Genomic DNA, 22,262 nt, shown 5'->3' with positions numbered 1-22,262 from the left:
CCGTCTGGACACCTACCGTTGTGCACTCAAGCCCCCATTTCACCTTTCCACTGCATCCTGTTCAACACCCTGCCAGCTCAGGCTCCATCGGCCGTGGCGGGCCGCAAGCCAAGCTGGCGGCGCCGCTGCACCTCGGCCACCAGCCAGACCATGCGGGTTTTTTCCGCGTCGCTGGCCCCACCGGCCGAAACTGCCTTTTGGAGCGCTTCCAACTCGCGCTGCAGGGGTTCCGCCAATAATTTGTGGATGGCGCCGTCGAATTCCATCGTCGCCGGCTCTTCCTCGATTTCTTCCTTGAGCACCGCCGTCCGGGCTCCCGCGTAGACCTCGGCATAGGGCGTTTGCGCCAGATGCTCGCTGAATGCCGCGAAGTTCACCGCCCCCTGGAGGCCATCACAGGCATCCACCAAGTGAGCGAGTACTTCGGCCTCCGGCCTTGTACTGTCTAGCAGCAGCGCCCGCGTATCGGCATCGAGACGCCCAGCGAGCGACGGATAGCTCATCAGCAACTGAATCACGCGCTGCTCCAGCCCGGTCGGCGCCTGACGGCGCGCGCGCGGCCTGGGCTGGGCGAAACGCCCCACCCGCGACGAATCGCTGCCCAATCCGCACACGGCCTCGATCTCGGCAGGTGTCGTACCGGTAGCATCGGCAAGTTCGCGCACGATCTGTAGGCGCAATCCGCCGGCCGGCATCGACTGGAGCAGCGGCTTGGCCTCGTACTGGGCACGGGCGCGGCCCTCGGGCTGGCGCAGGTCCTGTTCCTCGGTGACCACCTGGAGCAGGAAGCGCGACAGCGGCATCGCGGTCTGCACTTGCCGGGCGAAGGCATCGGTGCCCTCTTCCCGTACATAGCTGTCAGGATCGTGTTCTGACGGTAAAAACAGGAAACGGATCGTCTTGTTGTCGGCAACGTGCGGCAAACACGCTTCCAACGCCCGCCTCGCCGCGCGCCGGCCCGCAGAGTCGCCATCGAACGAGAACACCACTGCGTCGGTCTGGCGCAACAGCTTCTGCACGTGCACGGTCGTGCACGCGGTGCCAAGCGTGGCCACGGCATTGGCGAAGCCCAACTGGGCCAACGCCACCACATCCATATAGCCTTCCACCACCAACACGTAGCCATTTTCGCGGATGGCGTGCCGGGCCTCGAACAAGCCGTACAGCTCCGTTCCCTTGCTGAAGAGCGGCGTTTCCGGGGAGTTCAGGTATTTTGGCTCACCCTGACCCATCACCCGGCCCCCAAAGCCGATCACATTCCCCTTGGTGTTGCGGATGGGGAACATGATGCGGTCGCGGAAGCGGTCATAGCGGCGCGGCTTGCCGTCGGCATCGCGCTTCTCGCTCGACTCGATCAGCAACCCGCCCTCGACCAACGGGGCAGCCACATTGTCGTCCCGGTAGCTGCCGAAGACGGCTTCCAGGCCCTGCCAGTCGTCCGGCGCGTAGCCCAGGCCAAAATTCGCCGCGATCTCGCCGGTCAGGCCCCGCCCCTTGAGGTACTGGATGGCCTGCGGCGCCCCGCGCAGTTGCTTGCGATAGAACTCGGTGGCGCGCGTCATGGCATCGGACAACGCCACGGTCTTGGCCTGCTGCTCGGCACGCTGGGCCGGCGGCAGGCGGTCGCGCTCCTCGGGCACCGTCACCCCCACGGACTGCGCCAGCTCGCGCACCGCATCGGGATAGGACTGGCCCGAATACTCCATCAGGAAGCCGATGGCCGAGCCATGTGCGCCGCAGCCAAAGCAGTGATAGAACTGCTTCGTCGGCGACACCGTGAACGACGGGGATTTCTCGTTATGGAACGGGCAGAGGCCCATGAAATTGGCGCCGCCCTTCTTCAGCTGCACATACTTGCCCACCACATCGACAATGTCGACACGGTTGAGCAGGTCCTGAATAAAGGATTGCGGAATCACCCGACTGACCGTCCTGATGGAGGGCGGCCTGCCGCGTTGGCGACCGCTTTTCTGTGAATGCGTGACCGGAACGTCGCCCGGTGGCTATCGAATCATTGTAGTGCAGATGCAACGTGGCGCCCGAAAAACCGGGCTTTCATCGCCAAGCCCCGTCAACCTGACGGCTTCTTCGCCCAACGCCACACCAACATCCAAAATTTGCCGATTGCCAGTCGATCACTTGCCCGTCAGCGCCGCCTTGACCAGCGCCGAGACGGCCGTCATGTCGGCGCGGCCTGCCAGGCGCGCCTTGACCAAGCCCATGACCTTGCCCATGTCCTGCGGACCGGCCGCGCCGGACTCGGTCACGGCCTTCTGGACTTCGGCAGCCACTTCGGCCTCGGACAGCTGGGCCGGCATATAGGCGGTCAGCACTTCCACCTCGGCCTTCTCCTTGTCGGCGAGGTCGGTACGGCCGGCCTGCTCGAACTGCGAGATGGAGTCCTTGCGCTGCTTGAGCATCTTGTCCACGACGGCGGTGATGCCGGCGTCATCCAGCTCCACACGATCATCTACCTCGCGCTGCTTGATAGCGGCCATGAGCAGGCGGATGGTGCCGAGCCGCTCGGATTCACGGGCGCGCATGGCGGCCTTCATGTCGTCGTTGATGCGGGCTTTGAGGGACATGGCAGATTTCCGAAAGAATGGATGGACAGCAACCAGGCGCGCGCCAGCGCGGCGTCGCCCGGACCGATAATTGGACCTTAACGCAAAAACCCGCCGGAGCCATGCCCGCAGCGGGTTCGGAGCTGACGCAAGGCGCGATCAGTAGAGCTTCTTGGGCAGCGTCTGGCTGCGGATGCGCTTGTAATGGCGCTTCACCGCGGCGTCCCGCTTACGCTTGCGCTCGGCGGTCGGCTTCTCGTAAAACTCTCGCGCGCGCAGTTCGGTAATCAGCCCGTTCTTCTCGATGGTGCGCTTGAAGCGGCGCATCGCGACTTCGAACGGTTCATTTTCTTTGAGGCGAATCGTCGTCATTTGGCCAAAAAGGAAAGAAGAGACTGCCGGCTGCCAGCCCTTGCCAGCGTGATGAGAGCGCCGATTGTAGCGCAAGGCCTGTGACGCTGCACGCGCATCGGCCCCGCCTGGACGGACCGTGCCGGCTACGCCACAGCGCTCGCGCCACGTGATGCTTCCGCCACTGCTTCGCCGGCCGCGACGGCCGATGCCCAGGCCCACTGGAAGTTGTAGCCGCCCAGCCAGCCGGTCACGTCGACCACCTCGCCGATGAAGTAGAGCCCGTCCACCTCGCGCGCCATCATCGTGGCGGAGGACAGCCCGCGCGTGTCCACGCCGCCGATCGTCACTTCGGCCTTCTTGTAGCCCTCGGTGCCCGAGGGCACCAGTTGCCAGCGGTTCAGCGCGTCGCCAAGCTGGCGCAGCGCCTTGTCCGGCAGGTCCGCCACCGGCTGGGCGCCCGGCAGGCCGGCCGCCGCGCACCATGCGTCGGCCAGCCGCGACGGCAGGCGTTCGCCGAGCAGGTTCGCCAGATGCTTGCGGCTGCCCTTTTTATGTCCGATCAGCCAGTCGGCGGCATCCTCGCCATCGAACAGATCGATCTCGATCGGCGTGCCGGGGCGCCAGAAGCTGGAAATCTGCAGCACGGCCGGGCCGGACAGCCCGCGGTGCGTCCACAGCAGATCTTCCTTGAACGCGCCGGCCGCCTTGCCGCTGCCGGTGCTGATGTCGACTTCCATCGACACTCCCGCAAGCGGCACGAAGGGCTGCCACGCCTGACCATCGAACGTAAGCGGCACCAGGGCGGGCCGCGTATCGATCATCTTGAGCCCGAACTGGCGGGCGATGCGATAGCCAAAATCGGTGGCGCCGATCTTCGGGATCGACAAACCACCCGTCGCCACGACCACCGCACCGGCGCGGACCGTGCCCTGCGTGGTCAGCAGCAGATAGTCATCGCCTTCGCGGCGAATCTCATCGATGGTGCAGCCGGTGCGCCAGTGCACGCTGCCCGCGTCACATTCGGCGCGCAGCATCTGGATCACGTCCTCGGCGCTGTTATTACAGAACAGCTGGCCGCGATGTTTCTCATGCCAGCCGATGTCATACCGGCGCATCAGCGCCAGGAAGTCCTGCGGGGTGTAGCGCGCCAGCGCCGACCGGCAGAAATGCGGGTTCGATGACAGGTAGTTGGCCGGGCCGGCCTGGAGATTGGTGAAATTGCAGCGGCCACCGCCCGAGATGCGAATTTTCTCAGCGAGCCGCGTCGCGTGGTCGATCAGCACCACACGCGCCCCGCGCTGCCCGGCCACGGCGGCACACATCATGCCGGCCGCACCCGCGCCCAGCACTGCCACGTCGAACCGCTCGGCCTTGCCCTTCATCGCCCCTGTTGTCATACCTGCCTTTCAAGAAGCGTGGATTGTAGCGAAAAGCCGCGCCGGCGCACCGCCTGCCGCTGTGCTACCCTGCTGTCCTTCCCTATTTATGCGCACTTGCCGGCACGATCGACGCCAATTCAGCGTTTATCGCACTGGCCGTTCCTGTTTTCCATGCTCGTCCTCGGTATCGAATCCTCCTGCGATGAAACCGGGCTGGCCCTCTATGACACCGAGGCCGGCCTGCTCGCGCACGCGCTGCATTCGCAGATCGCCATGCACCGCGAATACGGCGGCGTGGTGCCCGAACTGGCCTCGCGCGACCATATCCGCCGCGTGCTGCCCCTGCTGCGCCAGGTGCTGGACGACGCCGGCCGCACGCGCCAGGACATCGACGCCATCGCCTACACCCAGGGGCCGGGGCTCGCCGGCGCGCTGCTGGTGGGGGCTTCCGTCGCCAACGCACTCGGATTCGCGCTGAACGTGCCCATGGTGGGCGTCCATCATCTGGAAGGCCACCTGCTCTCGCCGCTGCTGACCGACGCACCGCCGCCCTTCCCGTTCATCGCGCTGCTGGTCTCGGGCGGCCATACGCAGTTGATGGAGGTCAAGGGCGTGGGCGACTACACGCTGCTGGGCGAGACCCTCGACGATGCCGCCGGCGAAGCCTTTGACAAGACCGCCAAGCTGCTCGGCCTCGGCTATCCGGGTGGCCCGGAAGTGTCGCGGATGGCCGCGTTCGGCTCGCCGGGCGCGTTCGACCTGCCCCGGCCGATGCTCCATTCGGGCAATCTCGATTTCTCGTTCGCGGGGCTCAAGACCGCCGTATTGACACAAACCCGCAAGCTTTCGAATCCGTGCGAGCAGGATCGTGCCAACCTCGCGCGCGCCTTTGTCGATGCCATCGTCGACGTGCTTTCGGCCAAGTCGTTCGCCGCGCTCAAGCAGACCGGGCACAAGCGCCTGGTGGTGGCCGGCGGCGTGGGCGCCAACCAGCAACTGCGCGAGCGCCTGAACGAGATGGGCCGCCGCCGCAAGGTGGACGTCTACTACCCCGACCTCGCCTTCTGCACCGATAACGGTGCGATGATCGCGTTTGCCGGCGCCATGCGGCTCCAGGCGGCGCCGCAGGTGGCCCGTCACGGCTACGACTACGGCGTCACGCCGCGCTGGGATCTGGCCGACATCCGCCTGCCCGCCTGAGGCCTAAGGTCGAGGGAATCCTCCAGGTCCGATCGGCAGCCGGCTACGGCCAGCATGAAGGTGGCGGAGGTGCTGGCAGGCACGCCGGCGGTGAACCTCCTCTGATCCGCCGTGCAACGAGTAAAAAAGCCACCCGAGGGTGGCTTTTTTCTTGGCGACGACGCGCTCAGGCGGGCTGCCGCTTGTCGTGCTCGATCACGGCGTAGGCGCTGTGATTGTGGATGGACTCGAAATTCTCCGCTTCCAGCGTGTACGCGACGATCCGCGCATCGGCGTTGAGCCGCATCGCGATGTCTCGCACGAGGTCTTCGACGAACTTCGGGTTCTCGTAGGCGCGCTCGGTCACGAACTTCTCGTCCGGGCGCTTGAGCAGACCCCACAGTTCGCACGACGCCTCTTCCTCGGCCATGCGCACCAGCGCTTCCACGGGCAGGTCGCCGACCAGTTCCACGCGCATCGTGATATGCGAGCGCTGGTTGTGCGCGCCGTACTGCGAGATCTTCTTCGAGCACGGGCACAGGCTGGTCACCGGCACCAGCGCGGTCAACCACAGGCGCGATTGGCCGTCGCGGACCTCACCCGTCAGCGTGACCGCGTAGTCCATCAGCGATTCCACGCCGGACACCGGCGCGGTCTTCGAGATGAAATACGGGAACGTGACCTCGATGCGGCCGGCGTCGGCTTCCAGGCGCACCAGCATGTCGTCCAGCAGCGTGCGGAACGCGGCCAGGTCGAGCGGGGCGCGGTGGTCCTCCAGCAGCGCCACGAAGCGCGACATATGCGTGCCCTTCTGGTCCGCCGGCAGGCGTACATCGAGATCGAAGGTGCCCACGGTGGCCACTACGCCGGCCGGGGTCTTCAGCGAGAGCGGATAGCGCACGCCCTTGACGCCCACGCGCTGGATCACGATCTGGCGGGTGTCCACGCTCGACTGCACGTCGGGCATGACGAAGGCGGGATTGATGTCGTTCATCTACGGTTTCCTTTACGGTCGCGGCGGTCATCCCCCGCGCAACGAGTGTGAAAAAAGAAGCCGGCGCGGGATGGGCCGCGCCGGCTTTTACTGCCTGGAACTGCCGTGCGGATCAGGCCACGCGCGGCGTGGCGACCTTGACGGGCGCCTCGGCGATGGCGAAACGCTCGCGCACCGAACGCTCGATGCCGGCGGCGTCGAGGCCGCACTGCGACAGCAGGAACGCCGGATCGCCATGATCGATGAACTTGTCGGGCAGGCCCAGCACCAGCACCGGAATGTCGATGCCAGCCTCGGCCAGCGCCTCCAGGACCGCGCTGCCAGCGCCGCCCATCGTGCTGCCCTCCTCCACAGTCACGAGGTAGTCGTGGTTCGCGGCCAGCGACTTCACCAGCTCCACGTCCAGCGGCTTGACGAAGCGCATGTTGGCCACGGAGGCGTCCAGTGCCTCGGCCGCGCCCAGTGCCGGGTGCAGCATCGAGCCGAACGCCAGGAACGCCACGCGCTGGCCCGCGCGGGCATGGCCCTCGCGGCGCATCTCGCCCTTGCCTACCGGCAGCGCGGTCAGCGCGGCCTCGGTAGCCACGCCGGCGCCGGCGCCGCGCGGATAGCGCACGGCGGTCGGGCAATCCTGCTGGAACGCCGTGGTCAGCAACTGGCGGCACTCGTTCTCATCGGCCGGCGTCATCACCATCATGTTGGGGATGCAGCGCAGGTAGGCGATGTCGTAGGCACCGGCGTGCGTGGCGCCATCGGCGCCCACCAGGCCGGCGCGGTCCAGCGCGAACACCACGGGCAGGTTCTGCAGCGCCACGTCGTGGATCAGCTGGTCATAGCCGCGTTGCAGGAAGGTCGAGTAGATCGCCACGACCGGCTTCAGTCCCTCGCAGGCCAGGCCACCGGCAAAGGTCACCGCGTGCTGCTCGGCGATGCCCACGTCGTAGTAGCGGTCCGGGAAGCGCTTCTCGAACTCGACCATGCCCGAGCCCTCGCGCATGGCCGGCGTCACGCCGATCACACGCTTGTCGGCGGCGGCCATGTCGCACAGCCATTCGCCGAAAACCTGCGTGTAGGTCTTGCGCGACGGCTTGGCAGACGGGCGGATGCCCTCGGCCGGATTGAACTTGCCGGGGCCGTGATACAGGATCGGGTCGGCCTCGGCCAGCTTGTAGCCCTGGCCCTTCTTGGTCACCACGTGCAGGAACTGCGGGCCGTGGCCTTCCAGCGCGCGCTGGCGAATGTTCTGCAGCGTCGGCACCAGCGAGTTCAGGTCGTGACCATCGATCGGGCCGATGTAGTCGAAGCCGAATTCCTCGAACAGCGTGGCCGGCACGACCATGCCCTTGGCATGTTCTTCCAGCCGTTTTGCGAATTCCAGCACCGGCGGGGCCACCGACAGCACGCGCTCGATGCCCTTCTTGGTGGCCGCGTAGAACTGGCCGGAGAGCAGGCGCGCGAGGTGGCGGTTCAGCATGCCCACCGGCGGCGAGATCGACATGTCGTTGTCGTTCAGCACCACCAGCAGCGGCAGGTCCTTGTAGACGCCGGCGTTGTTCATCGCTTCGAAGGCCATGCCGGCGGTCATCGCGCCGTCGCCGATCACGGCGATGCCGACGCGCTTCTCGCCCTTGGTGCGGGCGCCCAGGGCCATGCCCAGCGCGGCCGAGATCGAGGTGGACGAGTGGGCGGTGCCAAAGGTGTCGAACTCGCTCTCCGCGCGGCGCGGGAAGCCCGAGATGCCACCGTACTGGCGCAGCGTGGACATGCGGTCGCGGCGGCCGGTCAGGATCTTGTGAGGGTAGCTCTGATGGCCCACGTCCCAGACCACGCGGTCGGACGGGGTATCGAACACATAGTGGAGCGCAATGGTCAGCTCCACCGTGCCGAGGTTGGACGACAGGTGCCCGCCGGTCTGGGAGACCGATTCCAGCACATAGGCGCGCAGTTCGTCAGCCAGCGTGTCGAGCTGGCGTCGATCCAGCTTGCGCAGGTCTGCGGGTTCGTCGATTTTGTTGAGCAGCGTGTAGGTCATGATGTCCGTTCGGCCGCCGGATTCTCTATGTCCGGCTTGTCAGTTCAATTGGAGCGCAGCACGATCAGGTCGGCCAGTTCGGCCAGCCGGCCTGCCCGGGTGCCGAATCCCGCCAATGCCTCGTGGGCATCGGTGCGCAACTGGGCAGCCAGCGCGCGCGCGGCATCGAGGCCCATCAGCGACACATAGGTCGGCTTGTCATTGGCGGCGTCCTTGCCGGCGGTCTTGCCGAGGGTTGCCGTATCGGCCGTGACGTCCAGAATATCGTCAACCACCTGGAACGCCAATCCCACGGCAGCCGCGTAGCGGTCCAGCGCGGCCAGGCCGGCGGGATCGATACTTCCGCACAACGCTCCCATGCGCACACTCGCGCGCAGCAGGGCGCCGGTCTTCATCCGGTGCATGGCTTCCAGCGCGTCGCGCGACATCGCCAAGCCCACGTTCTGCAGGTCGATGGCCTGCCCGCCGGCCATGCCGACCGAGCCCGAGGCCACGGCCAGCTCGTCCACCAGCTTCAGGCGCGCTTCGGGCGCCAGCGCCGGGGTGCGGGCCAGCAGGATGAACGCCTGGGTCTGCAATGCGTCACCCACGAGCAGCGCGGTGGCCTCGTCATAGGCCTTGTGCACTGTGGGGCGCCCGCGCCGCAGGTCGTCATCGTCCATGCAGGGCATGTCGTCGTGGACCAGCGAGTAAGCGTGGATCATCTCCACCGCGCAGGCCGCCGCGTCACATGCCTCGGGTGTGGCACCGGCCACTTCACCGGCCGCGTGTACCAGCAGCGGGCGTACCCGCTTGCCACCGCCGAGGACAGCATAGCGCATGGCCTCGTGCAAGGTGTGTGGAATTGTGTCCGTGGACGGCAGTGCCGAGTCCAGGGCGGCCTCGGTCCGGGCGCCCTGCGCCCGCATCCAGGTAGCGAAATCGCTCATTCGAAATCTGTGCCGTTGCTGTTGTTATCGGGACGGGACTCGCCAGCCAGCGGCTTCAGCGCGTCGCCTTCCAGTACTTTGACCTGCTGCGCCACCCGCTCCAGGCTCTGCTGGCAGTAGCGCACCAGTTCGGCACCGCGACGGTACGCGGTGAAAGAGGCCTCGAGGGGCAGTTCGCCGCTTTCCATGCTGGCCACTAGGGTTTCCAGCTCCGCCATGGCGGCCTCGTAAGAGGCTGGCTGCGCGCCGGCTGCGGGCGCGTCGTCAGGCTGGACCGGTGTGGTCGTGGGTTTTGGCATGTCGGGCCTTGTTCAGGGGAATTAGGGATTTTACGCCAATCCCGGACTTGGCCGCAGATACGTATCGTCAACGTGGCGTACACGCACGAAATGTTATCTATCGATCACTCCGTTTCATGGAAGTGACTTGTGCGCTATGGTCGTCATTCCGAATGCGATCCAAAGGGCACCTCCATGACGACCCGGGTCGACTTTTTCGCTAAAAAGGCAAAATAATCAGACCCTTAACTTTTCGGCTCGGGTACAATTCCGCCCTCGTCAGCGAGATCGGCGACGCCGTGCCAAGGGCCGCCCGTTGCCAGCTTTTGCGTGTCTTTGTGGTAACGCCGCTCCCGCCCTGTGCCCGCCTGCACCGAACTCAGTTTCGGCCAGTCCCGCCGGGGAACCGGACCGCGCCCGGCTCGTCTGACAGGGTTTCCCAAATCGATTTCTCATATTTCGATGGTTGGGTTGTTCACTGCTTTCGCCTGTTACTAGGGAGTGGGGATAATGTCCAATCTCAGCACCGCGCTCAAGCTGGCGCCGGCTGATTCGCAGTTGCCCGTGGATGTCTACTTTGACGAGGCGCTGCATCAACAAGAACTGGAACTGCTGTTCAAGAAGGGCCCGGGATACGTCGGCCATACGCTGATGGTCCCGGAGACGGGCGATTTCCACACGCTCGCCGCCGAGGACGAGGGCCGCATGCTGGTCCGCAATCCGGAAGGTATCGAGCTGCTGTCGAATGTCTGCCGCCACCGCCAGGCCATCATGCTGAACGGCCGCGGCAACGCCAAGAACATCGTCTGCCCGCTCCATCGCTGGACCTACGACCTCAAGGGTGACCTGCTCGGCGCGCCGCATTTCGCGCAGCAGCCGTGCGTCCACCTGAACCGGTCGCCGCTCCAGAACTGGAACGGCCTGCTGTTCGAGGGCGCCCGCGACGTGCGCGCGGACCTCGCGCGCATGGGGGTGGCCGAGGACCTGAACTTCGACGGCTACATGCTCGACCACGTGGAAGTGCACGAGTGCGACTACAACTGGAAGACCTTCATCGAGGTCTATCTGGAGGACTACCACGTCGTGCCGTTCCACCCGGGACTGGGCAGCTTTGTCTCGTGCGACGACCTGACCTGGGAGTTCGGCGAATGGCACAGCGTGCAGACCGTGGGCCTGCACCAGGGCCTGAAGCGGCCGGGTAGCCCGACGTACCAAAAGTGGCACGACGCGGTGTTGCGCTTCAACAACGGCAAGCTGCCCAAGCACGGCGCGATCTGGCTGACTTACTACCCCAACGTGATGGTGGAGTGGTACCCCAACGTGCTGGTCATCTCGACGCTGCATCCGGTGGGTCCGCGCAAGACCCGCAATGTGGTGGAGTTCTACTACCCCGAGGAAATCGCGCTGTTCGAGCGCGAGTTCGTCGAGGCCGAGCGCGCCGCCTATATGGAGACGTGCATCGAGGACGACGAGATCGCCGAGCGCATGGACGCCGGCCGCCAGGCGCTGATGAAGCGCGGCGTCAGCGAGACCGGTCCGTACCAGTCGCCGATGGAAGACGGCATGCAGCACTTCCACGAATGGTATCGGGGAGCCATGCAGTACACCGGCTGAGGCGCCGGCGGGCCACCACCGTGGTCGGTTATCGCCCGCTATTCGCCCAAGCCCTGTAGCCAGCCAGAAACGGACCGTGCAAACGGTCCGTTTTGCGTTGGAGTGGCCATCTGGCCACTGTTAGAATCGGGGTTTTCCCGCGCTGCGCCGGCCACCACGAAGCCCGGCCGGCCGCCGTTCCACCTCTTTCGCCCCCCGCCATGCAATCGCTCTGGATGCTGTTCGCCGCCTTCGCCTTTTCCTTGATGGGGGTGGGCGTCAAGCTGGCATCCGAGTTCTACACCACAGGCGAGATCGTCTTCTACCGCAGCATCATCGGCGTGACGATCATGTGGATCATGCTGCGCTCGCAAGGCATCTCCGTGCGCACACCGCACATGGCCACGCACATCAAGCGCAGCCTGTTCGGCGTGACCGCCCTGCTGCTCTGGTTCACCTCGATCACGCTGCTGCCGCTGGCCACGGCCATGACGCTGAACTACATGTCGCCGGTCTGGATCGCCCTGATCCTGGGCGCCAGCGCGGCGCTGGCCGGCACGGCGGGCGGCGCGGACCGCAAGCTGATCGGCGCAATCCTGCTGTCGTTCGCCGGGGTGCTGTGCCTGCTGCAGCCGTCGGTCGGCAAGGACCAGCTGACCGGCGGCCTCATCGGACTGATCTCTGGCGTGTTCACGGCGCTGGCCTATGTGGAGGTGCGCCAGCTCGGCCAGCTCGGCGAGCCCGAGGGCCGCATCGTCTTCTACTTCTCGAGCGTGGGCATGGTCTGCGGGCTGGTCTGGATGCTCTACTCGGGCGTCAGCCACCACACCTGGCACGGCGCCGGCCTGCTGCTCGCCATCGGCATCCTGGCCACGCTGGGCCAAACCTCGATGACACGCGCCTACAAGCGCGGCAACACCCTGCTGACCGCCAACCTCCAATACGCCGGCATCGTGTTCTCCAGCCTCTGGGGCATCCTGGTCTGGGACGACAAGCTCAACTGGATCTCCTGGCTCGGCATGGTGCTGATCATCGCCAGCGGCATCGCCACCACCCTCACCCGCGCCCGTGACACCGACAAGCACCCGACCCCGGCCACGCCAGTGAAATCGGCGGAGGCGGAAGTCCATCCCGAGGTGTAGCAGAACGCCGAAAGGCCGACCCGCCTTGATGCGGGTCAGATCCGTCGGATGATGAATGGATAGAGTCTCCCGTCTGAACGCGACGACGGAGCCTTGCCATGCAGCAGCGCAGTTTTGTGTTGAACGACCAGCCGATGAGTGCCTTCCGTGCAGGAAGTGCCGAGTTTCCTGCCTTTTCTGGCCTAGCTCCCCACATCAACAAGCGAACGAGCATCTGTATTCCGGACCATGGCCCCATTCCACCAGGCACGTACTACATCCTTGATCGTGAATCTGGCGGTCGACTGGGGTGGTTTTACGAATGGTACGAACGCCAAACGGATTGGTTCGCGCTGTACGCCGACGATGGCCGCATGGACGATTGGACGTTCTGCAATGAAGTTCGTCGAGGCAACTTCAGATTGCACCCAAAAGGTAGACGTGGCATCAGCAAGGGCTTCATCACGATCGATCGTGCTAATGACTTTCACGTCCTACGTCATTTGCTGACGGCCTCGAACAAACGTTTGATCCCGAGAACAACGCTCCTCGCTTACGGGAAAGTGGTCGTCAGATGAGTCGGCTCCGCAATGCAGTCCTGCTGGTGATCTGGCTGGTCGTCGCCACGCATATCCATGGGCTCGTATGGAGCCGCTATCCCGACTATTTCCCTGAATACCCTGAGTCAGTGGGCCGTTTCATCGACTGGCTGACAAGGGACTATCAGCCAAGGGGCATCGAGTCGTTGACGACCTACTACTACCTGATCCTCTCGTTCCCGCCGGTGGCCGTCCTGACGGCACTTGGCCTGTTCCTCCGGCGCAAGCTCCGCCGACGCGCGAAACCGCACTGATCGATCCCCCGGTGTAGCATGGAGGCCATCGCCAAACCCCATGCTCACCGCAATGCCGACTCCACTGATCACCGCCACCGAGCTGAACCAACTGCTTAGTCAGGGCACCCACGATGTCGTGCTGTTCGACTGCTCGTTCGATCTCGCCGACCCGGCCGCCGGGCGCGAGGCCTATCACCAGGGGCACCTGCCGGGGGCCTACTACCTCCATCTCGATAACGAACTGTCCGGGCCCAAGACCGGCTTCAACGGCCGGCATCCGCTGCCCGATGCGGAGTTGTTCGCCGCGCGGCTACGGGCGCTTGGCGTGAACGATGGTTCGCTGGTCGTGGCCTATGACGCCCAGGGCGGCATGTTCGCGGCCCGGCTCTGGTGGCTGATGCGCTGGATTGGCCATGGGGCCGTGACGGTGCTCGATGGCGGGAAGAATGCCTGGGTGGCGGCTGGGCTGCCGCTCGAGCGCGGGGCAACCCCGGAGCCCGATACGGACACTGATAACGGCACTGGCGGCGACCTGTCGCGCAAGGCGTCGCTGGTCCCGACCGTCGATGCCGAGGCGCTGCTGGCCAATCTCGCCAGCCCCGCGCGGCTGGTCGTGGATGCCCGCGCCGCCGACCGCTTCCGCGGCGAGAACGAGACGCTCGACCCGGTCGGCGGCCATATTCCCGGTGCGGTGAATCGCTTCTTCAAGGACAACCTCGCCGCGGACGGCCATTTCAAGCCGGCGGAGACGCTGCGTGCGGAGTTCGGCCAGGTGTTTGCCGGCAAGGCGCCGGCCGATACGGTGATGCAGTGCGGCTCCGGCGTGACCGCCTGCCACAACCTGCTGGCGATGGAAGTGGCCGGGCTGACCGGCGCGGCGCTCTATCCGGGGTCGTGGAGCGAGTGGTGCGCCGACCCGAAGCGGCCGGTGGCGACTGGGGCCTGAATCCCCAGGCGCGAAGCGGCGTCAGCGCGACGCCGCCTCCGTCTTCGCCCCACGGTGGTGGTCGTGTTCCTCGCGCACGCCGTTCGTGATGAACACGATCGCCGCGATGCCCGCCGCCACCAGCACCACCTGCACCGCCGATTCCTTGAGGCGCGGCCGGCGCTGCATCTGCGGCATCAGGTCGCTCACGGCGATGTAGACGAAGCTGCTCGATGCAATCACGAGCACGTACGGAATCCAGCCGCTCAGCTGGTCCAGCAGGAAATATCCCACCACGCCGCCGACCACGGCCGCCAGGCTCGACAACAGGTTGAATGCAAAGGCGCGCGCCTTCGAGAACCCCGCGTTGAGCAGCACGATGAAATCGCCGACTTCCTGCGGAATCTCATGCGCGGCAATCGCCAGCGCCGTCACCACGCCGATCTTGGGATCGGCCAGGAAGGCAGCGGCAATCACGATGCCATCGGCAAAGTTGTGGAAGGTGTCGCCGACGAGGATGGTCAGGCCGCTGCGGCCCGCTTCCTCGCGGTCGTGGCCGTGATGATGGTGGTGCCCATCGCCCTCATGGTGGTGCGAGTGGCGCAGCAGCGAGATCTTCTCCAGCAGGAAGAAGCCCAGCAGGCCAGCCAGTAATGTGCCGAACAGCGCACGCGGGTCTGCGCCGGACTCGAACGCCTCGGGCAGCGAGTGAAGCAGCGCCGTGGCCAGCAGCACCCCTACCGAGAAGCTCACCATGCGGTCGACCACGCGCGAGGCCACGGTCAGCGACAGCAGCGCCGCCCCGAGAATGCTCCCGACGCCCGAAATGGTCGCCGCCAGCAGGATGTACAGAAGCGTGGAATGGATGATGGGCTCCCGGCGCCCGGTATGCGACGGTCAGGCCGCCCGCATACCGATTAACGCAACAAGGTTGCAAAAACTGGAAAGCCGCATTGTACGTATGTCCGCACCGACTTTGCAATGTCCGCAATGGTCCGACTCAGCGTGGGGTCAATCGCCCTCCCCCGGCTCAGGCGACCTTGTTCGCCTTCAGCCAGGCCAGGCAGCGCTGCCAGCCATCCTTGGCGGCGGCTTCCACGTAGCTGGATCGGTAATCGGCATTGAAGGCATGGCCGGCCTCGGGATAGACCACGAAGGTCGAGGCCTTCGCATTGGCATCGGGCGATGCTGCCAGCGCGGCCTTCATCTTCGCGACGTGCTCCTGCGTGATGCCGGTGTCCTTGCCGCCGTACAGTCCCAGCACGGGCGCGTGGAGCTGGTTGACGCTCTCCAGCGCGCTGCGCGGCTTGAGCGGCGTCGGCTCACCCACCAGTTGGCCGTACCAGGCCACGCCGGCCTTCACCCGGGGGCTGTGGGCGGTGTAGAGCCATGTGACGCGTCCACCCCAGCAGAAACCGGTGATGCCGAGCCGGTTCAGGTCGCCGCCATGGGCCCCGGCCCAGGTGCTGGCGGCGTCCAGGTCGCCCATGACCTGCGCGTCCGGCACCTTGGCGATGACGTTGGTCTGCAATTCCTGGATCGTGCCGAAGCTGCCCGGATCGCCCTGCCGCGCGAACAGTTCCGGCGCGATGGCCAGGTAGCCGAGCTTGGCGAAGCGTCGGCAAATGTCTGCAATGTGTTCATGCACCCCGAAGATCTCGCTGATCACGAGCACCACGGGCAGGTTGGTCTTGCCTTCGGGCTGGGCGCGGTAGGCGGGCATGTTGAAGCCGCCGGACGGGATGGTCACTTCGCCGGCGGTCAGGCCATTGAAGTCGGTCTTGATGGTTTCGGCCGCCACCGGCAGGGCCGCCGCCGCAAAGGCGGAGCCCAGCGCGGTCTTGACGAAACGCCGGCGATCGAACGTCTGGCCGGGGACGAGGCTTTCCACTTCAGGCTGCAGCATGGGGCGGGCTCCTTGGGTTCGCTGGCGTGACGCATACGATGCTCACGCAACGCCAGCGATTCTAAGCGCACTTTGCCGCCCCGTGCGCCCCCTCCCCTCAGTGCCTCAGTGCAGCTTTACGCGCGGGCTGGTCTTGCTGCGCAGCCAGTGCGTCACCGTATCGAGCCCCATGCCGATGGCGCCGTGGAGCGCCAGCACGTGCATCCGGTACAGCGAGGTGTACATGAAGCGTGCCATCAGCCCCTCGATAAACATCGACCCACCAATCAGCCCACCCATCAGGCTGCCGACCGCGCTGAAGTGCCCCAGGGACACCAGCGAGCCGAAGTCCTTGAACCCGAACTTCGGCAGCGGCTTGCCGTCCATGCGTGCGCGGATCGCGTCATAGAGGAAGGTGGCCTGCTGGTGCGCCGCCTGCGCGCGCGGCGGCACGGCGGTCTGCTTCTCCGGCCACGGGCAGCTGGCGCAGTCGCCGAACGCGAAGATGTCCGGATCGGCCTCGGTTTGCAGCGTGGGACCGACCACGATCTGGCCCTGCTTGCTGACCGGCAGCCCGAGCGTGCGGAGGACACCCGGCGCGGTGATGCCGGCCGCCCAGACCGTCAGGTCGGCGTCGATGCGCTTGTCGCTGGCGGTGAGCACGGCGTCGTCGGTGACCTGCGTCACGCGCTCGGCGGTCAGCACGTCCACGTCGAGCTTGCGCAGCAGCTTGGTGGTCTCGGCGGAAACGCGCTCGGACAGCGCCGGCAGGATGCGCGGGCCGGCTTCGATCACGTGGATGCGCACGTCGCGGCGCGGGTCCAACTGGTGCAGGCCGTAGGCGTTGAGCACGTGCGCGGTGTTGCGCAGCTCGGCGGACAGTTCCACGCCCGTGGCGCCGGCGCCGATGATCGCCACGTCCACGCGCGGCCGGCCGTCCTCGCCGGTGCGGCCCCGCCCGTTCTGGGCGCGCACGCACGCGGCAATCAGCTTGCGGCGGAAGCGCTCCGCCTGCTCGACGGTATCAAGCGCGATCGCATGCTCGGCCGCGCCGGGCACGTTGAAGAAGTGCGTGACGCAGCCGATGGCCAGGACCAGCGTGTCATAGGGGAGTTCGCGTGCGGGCAGCAGCTCCGTGCCATCCAGATCGACGCACGCGGCCACCTGGATGACCTTGCGCGCCCGATCGACGCCCGTCAGTTCGCCCTGCTGGAACTCGAAGTGGTGCCACCGCGCCTGCGCGACGTACTCGAGCTGGTGGGTGTTGGGATCCATGCTGCCGGCGGCGACTTCGTGCAGCAGCGGCTTCCAGATGTGCGTGGGCGAGCGGTCCACCAGCACCACCTGGGCCTGGCCGCGTTTGCCCAGCTTGTCGCCGAGCCGGGTCACGAGTTCGAGCCCGCCGGCCCCGCCGCCAACGACGATGATCCGATGGGTGGATGCCTGCGTCGCGCGCAGCGCGTCGCGCTGGGCGTTGGGCGATGGGGTGGGCGATGGGGTGGGCGATGGATTGGGCGATGTCTCGCCCCGTGTATCGGCTTGCGTACCGATGTGTGCCGCCGTGCCTGCCGCTACTTCGCTACCGGTTGTACTGCCATCCGTGGTGCTCATGGTCTACCCGATCTTCTCTATTTGGAAACCGGTGTCGACCCGCGTCGGCGAGGATTATGTTGTCGTTGTGGCGTCGCGCGGATCATGTTCGTTGCTGCCAGTTTGCTGCACGGCAATAGAACTGGCAAGCCTCCACGCGATGATGTCGCGCATTCACCGCAACGCCTCTCCTGTACGCATCCGCATGCAGGAGAGGCGTCACCTTCAATGCGCCTCTTCCCAGTTGCTGCCGCTGCCCACTTCGGCCACCAATGGCACGCGCAGCGTCGCCACGGAGCACATCAGCTCGGGCAGGCGCGTCTTCACCAGCTCGAGTTCGGCCTGCGGCACTTCGAGGACCAGTTCATCGTGCACCTGCATGATCTGGCGCGTGCCGAGGTTGTCGCGCTCGAGCCAGTCCTGCACGGCGATCATCGACAGCTTGATCAGGTCCGCCGCCGTGCCCTGCATCGGCGCGTTGATGGCGGCGCGCTCGGCGCCCTGGCGGCGCGGGCCGTTGCCGCCGTTGATGTCGGGCAGCCAGAGGCGGCGGCCAAACACCGTTTCCACGTAGCCCTGCTCGCGCGCGGTCTGGCGCGTCTCTTCCATGTAGTGGGCCACGCCCGGGTAGCGCATGAAGTAGCGGTCGATGTAGTGCTTGGCCGCTTCGCGCTCGATGCCGAGGTTGCTGGCCAGCCCGAACGCGCTCATGCCGTAGATCAGACCGAAGTTGATGACCTTGGCGTAGCGGCGCTGCTCGCTGGACACCGCCTCGCGCTCCACGCCGAAGATCTCGGCCGCCGTGGCGCGGTGGATGTCCTCGCCGTTGGCGAACGCGCGCAGCAGGTTCTCGTCGCCCGAGATATGGGCCATGATGCGCAGCTCGATCTGCGAGTAGTCGGCGGAGACGATCACGTTGCCCGGCGCGGCGATGAACGCCTCGCGGATGCGCCGGCCTTCCTCGGTCCGCACCGGGATGTTCTGCAGGTTCGGCTCGGTCGAGGCCAGCCGGCCCGTCACGGCCGTGGCCTGGCCGTAGCTCGTGTGCACGCGTCCGGTCTGCGGGTTGACCATCTTCGGCAGCTTGTCCGTGTAGGTGGACTTGAGCTTCGACAGACCCCGATAGTCGAGCAGCAGCTTGGGCAGCGGATAGTCCTCCGCCAGCTTCTGCAGCACCTCTTCGTCCGTGGACGGCGCCCCGCTGGCGGTCTTCTTGACCACCGGCAGCTTCATCTGCGTGAACAGGATTTCGCCGATCTGCTTCGGCGAACCGAGGTTGAACGGCTGGCCAGCGGCCTCGAAGGCGGCTTTTTCCAGTTCCATCATGCGCTGGCCGAGTTCGGCGCTCTGCGCGCCAAGCCGCGCGGCATCGATCAGCACGCCATTGCGCTCGATCTTCTGAAGCACCACCGAGACCGGGATCTCGATATTCTCGTACACGTACTTGAGCCCGTCTGCCGCGTCCAGCTGCGGATGCATCTTGCGATGGAGGCGCAGCGTCACGTCGGCATCCTCGGCCGCGTACTCGGTGGCGCGCTGGAGGTCGATCTGGTCGAAGCCGATCTGGCTGGCGCCCTTGCCGCAGACTTCCTCGTAGGTCAGCGTCTTCAGGTTCAGCAACCGCTCGGCCAGGCTGTCCATGCCGTGATTGCGGTGCGAGGCCAGCACGTAGCTTTCCAGCATCGTGTCCTGGGCGATGCCGCGCAGCTTGACGCCGTGGTTGGCGAAGACGTGCGAGTCGTACTTCAGGTGCTGGCCTAGCTTCGGCCGCGCCGGGTCTTCCAGCCACGGGCGCAGGCGCTCCAGCACGTAGTCGCGCGAGAGCTGGCCGTGGTTATCCATGCCGGCCACGTCCGGGCCGCGATGGGCGACCGGGATGTAGGCGGCCTCGCCGGGCTCCACCGACAGCGACAGGCCCACCAACTGGGCCTGCATCGGGTCGAGCGAGGTGGTTTCCGTGTCGATGGCGGTCAGCGGCGCGTCGACGATCCGGGCGATCCAGGCGTCGAGTGCAGCCTCGGTGGTCACGGTCTCGTAGCGGATCTCGGCCGGGGTGGTGTCGGGTGCCGGCAGGTCGGTCGACACATCGGCCGGGCCATCGAACAGCCCGCCCTGCGGCGAAGGCGCCGGCGCGGCGCCGGCACGCGACGAGCGGGCGGCGGCACGGGCGTTCGGCAGCGATTCTCCCGTGGCCTCGCGCAGCCAGGTCTTGAAACCATAGCGCGAGAAGAAGGCGATCAGCTTCTCGTTGTCCTCGCCCAGTTCGCGCAGCGCGTGGAAGTCCGCCACGGCGTCGCTGAGGTCGCAGTCGGTCTTGACCGTGACCAGCTCCCGGGCGCGCGGCAGCCAGTCGAGCGTGTTGCGCAGGTTCTCGCCCACCACGCCCTTGATGCCATCGGCACCGGCCATGATGGTGTCGAGCGTGCCGTATTCGGCAAGCCATTTCACGGCGGTCTTCGGACCCACCTTGGGCACGCCGGGCACGTTGTCCACCGCATCGCCAATCAGCGAGAGATAGTCGACGATCCGCTCCGGCGGCACGCCGAACTTGGCCACCACACCGGGCGGATCGAGCACTTCGCCGCTCATGGTGTTGACCAGCGTGACGTGGTCGTTCACCAGTTGCGCGAGGTCCTTGTCGCCCGTGGATACCACGGTACGCACGCCCTGTGCCGTGGCCTGGCAGGCCAGTGTGCCGATCACGTCGTCGGCCTCCACGCCTTCCACCACCACGATCGGCCAGCCCAGCGCGCGCACGGCCTCGTGGATCGGCTCGATCTGCCTGGCCAGATCCTCGGGCATGGACGGGCGATGTTCCTTATATGCGGGGTATAGCGCATCCCGGAACGTCTTGCCCTTGGCGTCGAACACGCAAGCGATATACTCTGCCGGGAAGTCGTTGCGCAGCTTGCGCAACATGTTGATCATGCCGTAGATTGCCCCTGTAGGCAGCCCTTCGCCATTCCTCAGGTCCGGCAGAGCGTGATACGCGCGATACAAGTAGCTCGATCCATCGACGAGCAAAAGCGTTTTTTGACTATCCGACATTCCCATGGACTCTAAATTGACTGGCGCCCCTGCTGGTGGCGCAGCGACCGGCCCCCTGGCCGATACGGACGTTTCCGACATCTCCGGCGATACCGTGAACCCGCCGCCCGAGAAGGCCTCGGCGCATGCCGCCGCCATCGCCGCGAAAGCCGATGCCGCGGCGGCGGGCAAATCGCCCGAAGCCCAGGATGCAGCTGCCGCGGCGGCAGCTGCGCGTGCCAACCCACGCAAGATGATTCCGAGCCTGCGCGCGCTGGCGGATGAAGACCGCGCCACCGCGAAGAAGGCGCGTGCCTCGTGGCAAATGTTCACGATTATGGCAGAGTTCATCGAGGCGACCGAGTACCTCTCGGAGATCCGCCCGGCGGTCTCGATCTACGGCAGCGCGCGCCTGCGCGAGGACTCGCCGTACTACCAGAAGACCATCGAGATTGCCCGGCTGTTCTCGGACGCCGGCTTCGCGGTGATCTCCGGCGGCGGCCCCGGCATCATGGAAGCGGCGAACAAGGGCGCGCACGCCGGCAAGTCCGCCAGCGTCGGCCTGAACATCGAGCTTCCGCACGAGCAGCAGGGCAATCCGTACCAGGACATCGCCATGCGCTTCCGCCACTTCTTCACGCGCAAGGTCACCTTCGTGAAGAATTCGGACGCCTTCATCGTCATGCCCGGCGGCTTCGGCACGCTGGACGAGCTGGCCGAGGTGCTCACGCTGGTGCAGACCGGCAAGTCGCGCTCGGTGCCGGTGGTGATGTACGGCAGCCGGTTCTGGAAGGGCCTGCTGGACTGGTTCCGCTTCACGCTGCTGCCGATGGGCCTGATCGCCGAGCACGACCTCGACCTGATGAAGATCGTGGACGAGCCCCAGGAAGTGCTGGAGGCGGTCTATGACTATTACGAGAAGCGCGGCGGCGATCACCCGATTCCGCCTAAGGAAGAAATGTTCTATCTGTAAGGCATTGGCGGCGTCCCCGGCCAGCCAGGGGGCGCAGGCAGCACGTGCCGGGGTGCCCCGGGGGTCACGAGAGCGGCCCGTGGGCGGCAGGAATTGCTAGAATGGAAGCCTGTCAGTCTGCCAGGTCCGGCGCCGCCGGGCCGCAGACTCAATCCGCGTGGCGGGGCCTGCCGGCCCGCACGCACAGGAGCCCCAGATGACCTCCCCCTCGCACCCGGCTGCCGTGCTCGCCGCGACCGTGCTGGCACTCGTGCCGGCCCTGGCCGCCGCACAGGGCAACGCGGAAAGCAGTGCGCTGACACAACAAGAACTGAACCAGATCAACAATCAGCCGATCGCGCCCGCGTCGAAAAGCCAGCTCAACCAGCCGCGCGAGCCGAGTTTCGTGCTGCGTGAGCGCGATGGGACCCAGGTGACCGAGTACCGGAACAAGGGGCAGGCCACCGATATCCAGGTACGCTCCGGCGTGGGCACGAAGTACGAGATGAGCAAGCCGGAAGACAGCTCGCCCAAGATTCGTGACCATGACGTGAACCGCGTGCCGTCGGTCAACCTGAAGTTCTGAGCGTCTCAACGACCCTTTTCACCCACGACCCGGCCGGAC

At 66.0% G+C, this 22,262-nt stretch carries 20 protein-coding genes; 8 read left to right on the top strand and 12 right to left on the bottom strand.

Annotated features, from left to right (window positions below):
- Nucleotides 1–77 precede the first annotated feature (77 nt).
- From dnaG to AC1EJR_RS03315, 4 genes are all read right to left on the bottom strand, one after another.
- Nucleotides 78–1,919 carry a DNA primase gene (gene dnaG / locus AC1EJR_RS03330; RefSeq protein ID WP_092290344.1) on the bottom strand — a complete coding sequence of 614 codons (1,842 nt, stop codon included), beginning with the start codon at nucleotides 1,917–1,919 and terminating at the stop codon, nucleotides 78–80.
- Between the two features lie 216 nt (nucleotides 1,920–2,135).
- A complete protein-coding gene (locus AC1EJR_RS03325) occupies nucleotides 2,136–2,585 on the bottom strand; it encodes a GatB/YqeY domain-containing protein (protein ID WP_092290346.1) in 450 nt (149 codons plus the stop codon).
- 138 nt (nucleotides 2,586–2,723) lie between these two features.
- Entirely contained in the window at nucleotides 2,724–2,936 is a 213-nt protein-coding gene (gene rpsU, locus AC1EJR_RS03320; RefSeq protein ID WP_092290348.1) for a 30S ribosomal protein S21, read from the bottom strand.
- 125 nt (nucleotides 2,937–3,061) lie between these two features.
- A complete protein-coding gene (locus tag AC1EJR_RS03315; protein ID WP_441644030.1) occupies nucleotides 3,062–4,315 on the bottom strand; it encodes a BaiN/RdsA family NAD(P)/FAD-dependent oxidoreductase in 1,254 nt (417 codons plus the stop codon).
- Nucleotides 4,316–4,468: 153 nt separating this feature from the next.
- Here AC1EJR_RS03315 and tsaD point away from each other — a divergent pair, with 153 nt between their 5' ends.
- Nucleotides 4,469–5,497 carry a tRNA (adenosine(37)-N6)-threonylcarbamoyltransferase complex transferase subunit TsaD gene (gene tsaD / locus AC1EJR_RS03310; RefSeq protein WP_092290352.1) on the top strand — a complete coding sequence of 343 codons (1,029 nt, stop codon included), beginning with the start codon at nucleotides 4,469–4,471 and terminating at the stop codon, nucleotides 5,495–5,497.
- 166 nt (nucleotides 5,498–5,663) lie between these two features.
- Here tsaD and folE2 read toward each other — a convergent pair whose 3' ends face one another.
- The 4 genes from folE2 to AC1EJR_RS03290 all read right to left on the bottom strand — a co-directional run bounded on the left by folE2 (nucleotide 5,664) and on the right by AC1EJR_RS03290 (nucleotide 9,730).
- Nucleotides 5,664–6,470 carry a GTP cyclohydrolase FolE2 gene (gene folE2 / locus AC1EJR_RS03305; RefSeq protein WP_092290354.1) on the bottom strand — a complete coding sequence of 269 codons (807 nt, stop codon included), beginning with the start codon at nucleotides 6,468–6,470 and terminating at the stop codon, nucleotides 5,664–5,666.
- A 112-nt stretch (nucleotides 6,471–6,582) separates the two neighbouring features.
- Complete coding sequence (gene dxs / locus AC1EJR_RS03300) at nucleotides 6,583–8,502, bottom strand: 1-deoxy-D-xylulose-5-phosphate synthase (protein ID WP_092290356.1); 1,920 nt, start codon at nucleotides 8,500–8,502, stop codon at nucleotides 6,583–6,585.
- Nucleotides 8,503–8,546: 44 nt separating this feature from the next.
- Nucleotides 8,547–9,431, bottom strand: coding sequence for a polyprenyl synthetase family protein (locus tag AC1EJR_RS03295; protein ID WP_092290358.1), 885 nt, complete (start codon nucleotides 9,429–9,431; stop codon nucleotides 8,547–8,549).
- The gene (locus AC1EJR_RS03290; RefSeq protein WP_092290360.1) at nucleotides 9,428–9,730 is read right to left on the bottom strand and encodes an exodeoxyribonuclease VII small subunit; all 303 of its coding nucleotides are present in this window, start codon (nucleotides 9,728–9,730) and stop codon (nucleotides 9,428–9,430) included. Before AC1EJR_RS03290 ends, AC1EJR_RS03295 begins: the two co-directional genes overlap by 4 nt.
- A gap of 489 nt (nucleotides 9,731–10,219) precedes the next feature.
- Between AC1EJR_RS03290 and AC1EJR_RS03285 the strand changes: the two genes are divergently transcribed.
- From AC1EJR_RS03285 to AC1EJR_RS03265, 5 genes are all read left to right on the top strand, one after another.
- On the top strand, nucleotides 10,220–11,323 hold the full coding sequence (locus AC1EJR_RS03285; protein WP_092290362.1) for an aromatic ring-hydroxylating oxygenase subunit alpha: 1,104 nt from the start codon (nucleotides 10,220–10,222) through the stop codon (nucleotides 11,321–11,323).
- 200 nt (nucleotides 11,324–11,523) lie between these two features.
- Complete coding sequence (locus AC1EJR_RS03280; protein WP_092290365.1) at nucleotides 11,524–12,444, top strand: DMT family transporter; 921 nt, start codon at nucleotides 11,524–11,526, stop codon at nucleotides 12,442–12,444.
- Between the two features lie 98 nt (nucleotides 12,445–12,542).
- A complete protein-coding gene (locus AC1EJR_RS03275) occupies nucleotides 12,543–13,001 on the top strand; it encodes a DUF2778 domain-containing protein (protein ID WP_441644029.1) in 459 nt (152 codons plus the stop codon).
- Nucleotides 12,998–13,276: a hypothetical protein gene (locus AC1EJR_RS03270; protein ID WP_092290369.1), complete on the top strand. Its 279-nt coding sequence runs from the start codon at nucleotides 12,998–13,000 to the stop codon at nucleotides 13,274–13,276. The genes AC1EJR_RS03275 and AC1EJR_RS03270 overlap by 4 nt, the downstream gene beginning before the upstream one ends.
- A gap of 52 nt (nucleotides 13,277–13,328) precedes the next feature.
- Entirely contained in the window at nucleotides 13,329–14,204 is an 876-nt protein-coding gene (locus AC1EJR_RS03265; RefSeq protein WP_441644028.1) for a sulfurtransferase, read from the top strand.
- Between the two features lie 21 nt (nucleotides 14,205–14,225).
- Here AC1EJR_RS03265 and AC1EJR_RS03260 read toward each other — a convergent pair whose 3' ends face one another.
- The 4 genes from AC1EJR_RS03260 to polA all read right to left on the bottom strand — a co-directional run bounded on the left by AC1EJR_RS03260 (nucleotide 14,226) and on the right by polA (nucleotide 20,706).
- On the bottom strand, nucleotides 14,226–15,035 hold the full coding sequence (locus AC1EJR_RS03260) for a ZIP family metal transporter (RefSeq protein WP_255370686.1): 810 nt from the start codon (nucleotides 15,033–15,035) through the stop codon (nucleotides 14,226–14,228).
- A gap of 178 nt (nucleotides 15,036–15,213) precedes the next feature.
- Nucleotides 15,214–16,089: a dienelactone hydrolase family protein gene (locus AC1EJR_RS03255; protein ID WP_441590578.1), complete on the bottom strand. Its 876-nt coding sequence runs from the start codon at nucleotides 16,087–16,089 to the stop codon at nucleotides 15,214–15,216.
- A 105-nt stretch (nucleotides 16,090–16,194) separates the two neighbouring features.
- Nucleotides 16,195–17,679, bottom strand: coding sequence for an NAD(P)/FAD-dependent oxidoreductase (locus AC1EJR_RS03250; protein WP_477112846.1), 1,485 nt, complete (start codon nucleotides 17,677–17,679; stop codon nucleotides 16,195–16,197).
- Between the two features lie 204 nt (nucleotides 17,680–17,883).
- Nucleotides 17,884–20,706 (bottom strand): DNA polymerase I, encoded by a 2,823-nt coding sequence (gene polA, locus AC1EJR_RS03245; protein WP_092290378.1) that lies wholly within the window; start codon nucleotides 20,704–20,706, stop codon nucleotides 17,884–17,886.
- A gap of 4 nt (nucleotides 20,707–20,710) precedes the next feature.
- Here polA and AC1EJR_RS03240 point away from each other — a divergent pair, with 4 nt between their 5' ends.
- Nucleotides 20,711–21,658, top strand: coding sequence for an LOG family protein (locus AC1EJR_RS03240; RefSeq protein ID WP_441590580.1), 948 nt, complete (start codon nucleotides 20,711–20,713; stop codon nucleotides 21,656–21,658).
- A gap of 196 nt (nucleotides 21,659–21,854) precedes the next feature.
- Nucleotides 21,855–22,223, top strand: coding sequence for a DUF2782 domain-containing protein (locus AC1EJR_RS03235; protein ID WP_092290380.1), 369 nt, complete (start codon nucleotides 21,855–21,857; stop codon nucleotides 22,221–22,223).
- Nucleotides 22,224–22,262: the final 39 nt, after the last annotated feature.

Source organism: Cupriavidus sp. 05T42, assembly GCF_056396345.1.
The sequence above is the reverse complement of the archived record's forward strand: the minus strand, read 5'-3'. Positions and strand labels throughout refer to the sequence as shown.

Bases quoted from the DNA above. Each gene is read 5' to 3' on its own strand.
- AC1EJR_RS03325 (WP_092290346.1), bottom strand. From the start codon at position 2,585: ATGTCCCTCAAAGCCCGCATCAACGACGACATGAAGGCCGCCATGCGC.
- rpsU (WP_092290348.1), bottom strand. From the start codon at position 2,936: ATGACGACGATTCGCCTCAAAGAAAATGAACCGTTCGAAGTCGCGATG.
- AC1EJR_RS03315 (WP_441644030.1), bottom strand. From the start codon at position 4,315: ATGACAACAGGGGCGATGAAGGGCAAGGCCGAGCGGTTCGACGTGGCA.
- tsaD (WP_092290352.1), top strand. From the start codon at position 4,469: ATGCTCGTCCTCGGTATCGAATCCTCCTGCGATGAAACCGGGCTGGCC.
- folE2 (WP_092290354.1), bottom strand. From the start codon at position 6,470: ATGAACGACATCAATCCCGCCTTCGTCATGCCCGACGTGCAGTCGAGC.
- dxs (WP_092290356.1), bottom strand. From the start codon at position 8,502: ATGACCTACACGCTGCTCAACAAAATCGACGAACCCGCAGACCTGCGC.
- AC1EJR_RS03295 (WP_092290358.1), bottom strand. From the start codon at position 9,431: ATGAGCGATTTCGCTACCTGGATGCGGGCGCAGGGCGCCCGGACCGAG.
- AC1EJR_RS03290 (WP_092290360.1), bottom strand. From the start codon at position 9,730: ATGCCAAAACCCACGACCACACCGGTCCAGCCTGACGACGCGCCCGCA.
- AC1EJR_RS03285 (WP_092290362.1), top strand. From the start codon at position 10,220: ATGTCCAATCTCAGCACCGCGCTCAAGCTGGCGCCGGCTGATTCGCAG.
- AC1EJR_RS03280 (WP_092290365.1), top strand. From the start codon at position 11,524: ATGCAATCGCTCTGGATGCTGTTCGCCGCCTTCGCCTTTTCCTTGATG.
- AC1EJR_RS03275 (WP_441644029.1), top strand. From the start codon at position 12,543: ATGCAGCAGCGCAGTTTTGTGTTGAACGACCAGCCGATGAGTGCCTTC.
- AC1EJR_RS03270 (WP_092290369.1), top strand. From the start codon at position 12,998: ATGAGTCGGCTCCGCAATGCAGTCCTGCTGGTGATCTGGCTGGTCGTC.
- AC1EJR_RS03265 (WP_441644028.1), top strand. From the start codon at position 13,329: ATGCCGACTCCACTGATCACCGCCACCGAGCTGAACCAACTGCTTAGT.
- AC1EJR_RS03255 (WP_441590578.1), bottom strand. From the start codon at position 16,089: ATGCTGCAGCCTGAAGTGGAAAGCCTCGTCCCCGGCCAGACGTTCGAT.
- AC1EJR_RS03250 (WP_477112846.1), bottom strand. From the start codon at position 17,679: ATGAGCACCACGGATGGCAGTACAACCGGTAGCGAAGTAGCGGCAGGC.
- polA (WP_092290378.1), bottom strand. From the start codon at position 20,706: ATGTCGGATAGTCAAAAAACGCTTTTGCTCGTCGATGGATCGAGCTAC.
- AC1EJR_RS03240 (WP_441590580.1), top strand. From the start codon at position 20,711: ATGGACTCTAAATTGACTGGCGCCCCTGCTGGTGGCGCAGCGACCGGC.
- AC1EJR_RS03235 (WP_092290380.1), top strand. From the start codon at position 21,855: ATGACCTCCCCCTCGCACCCGGCTGCCGTGCTCGCCGCGACCGTGCTG.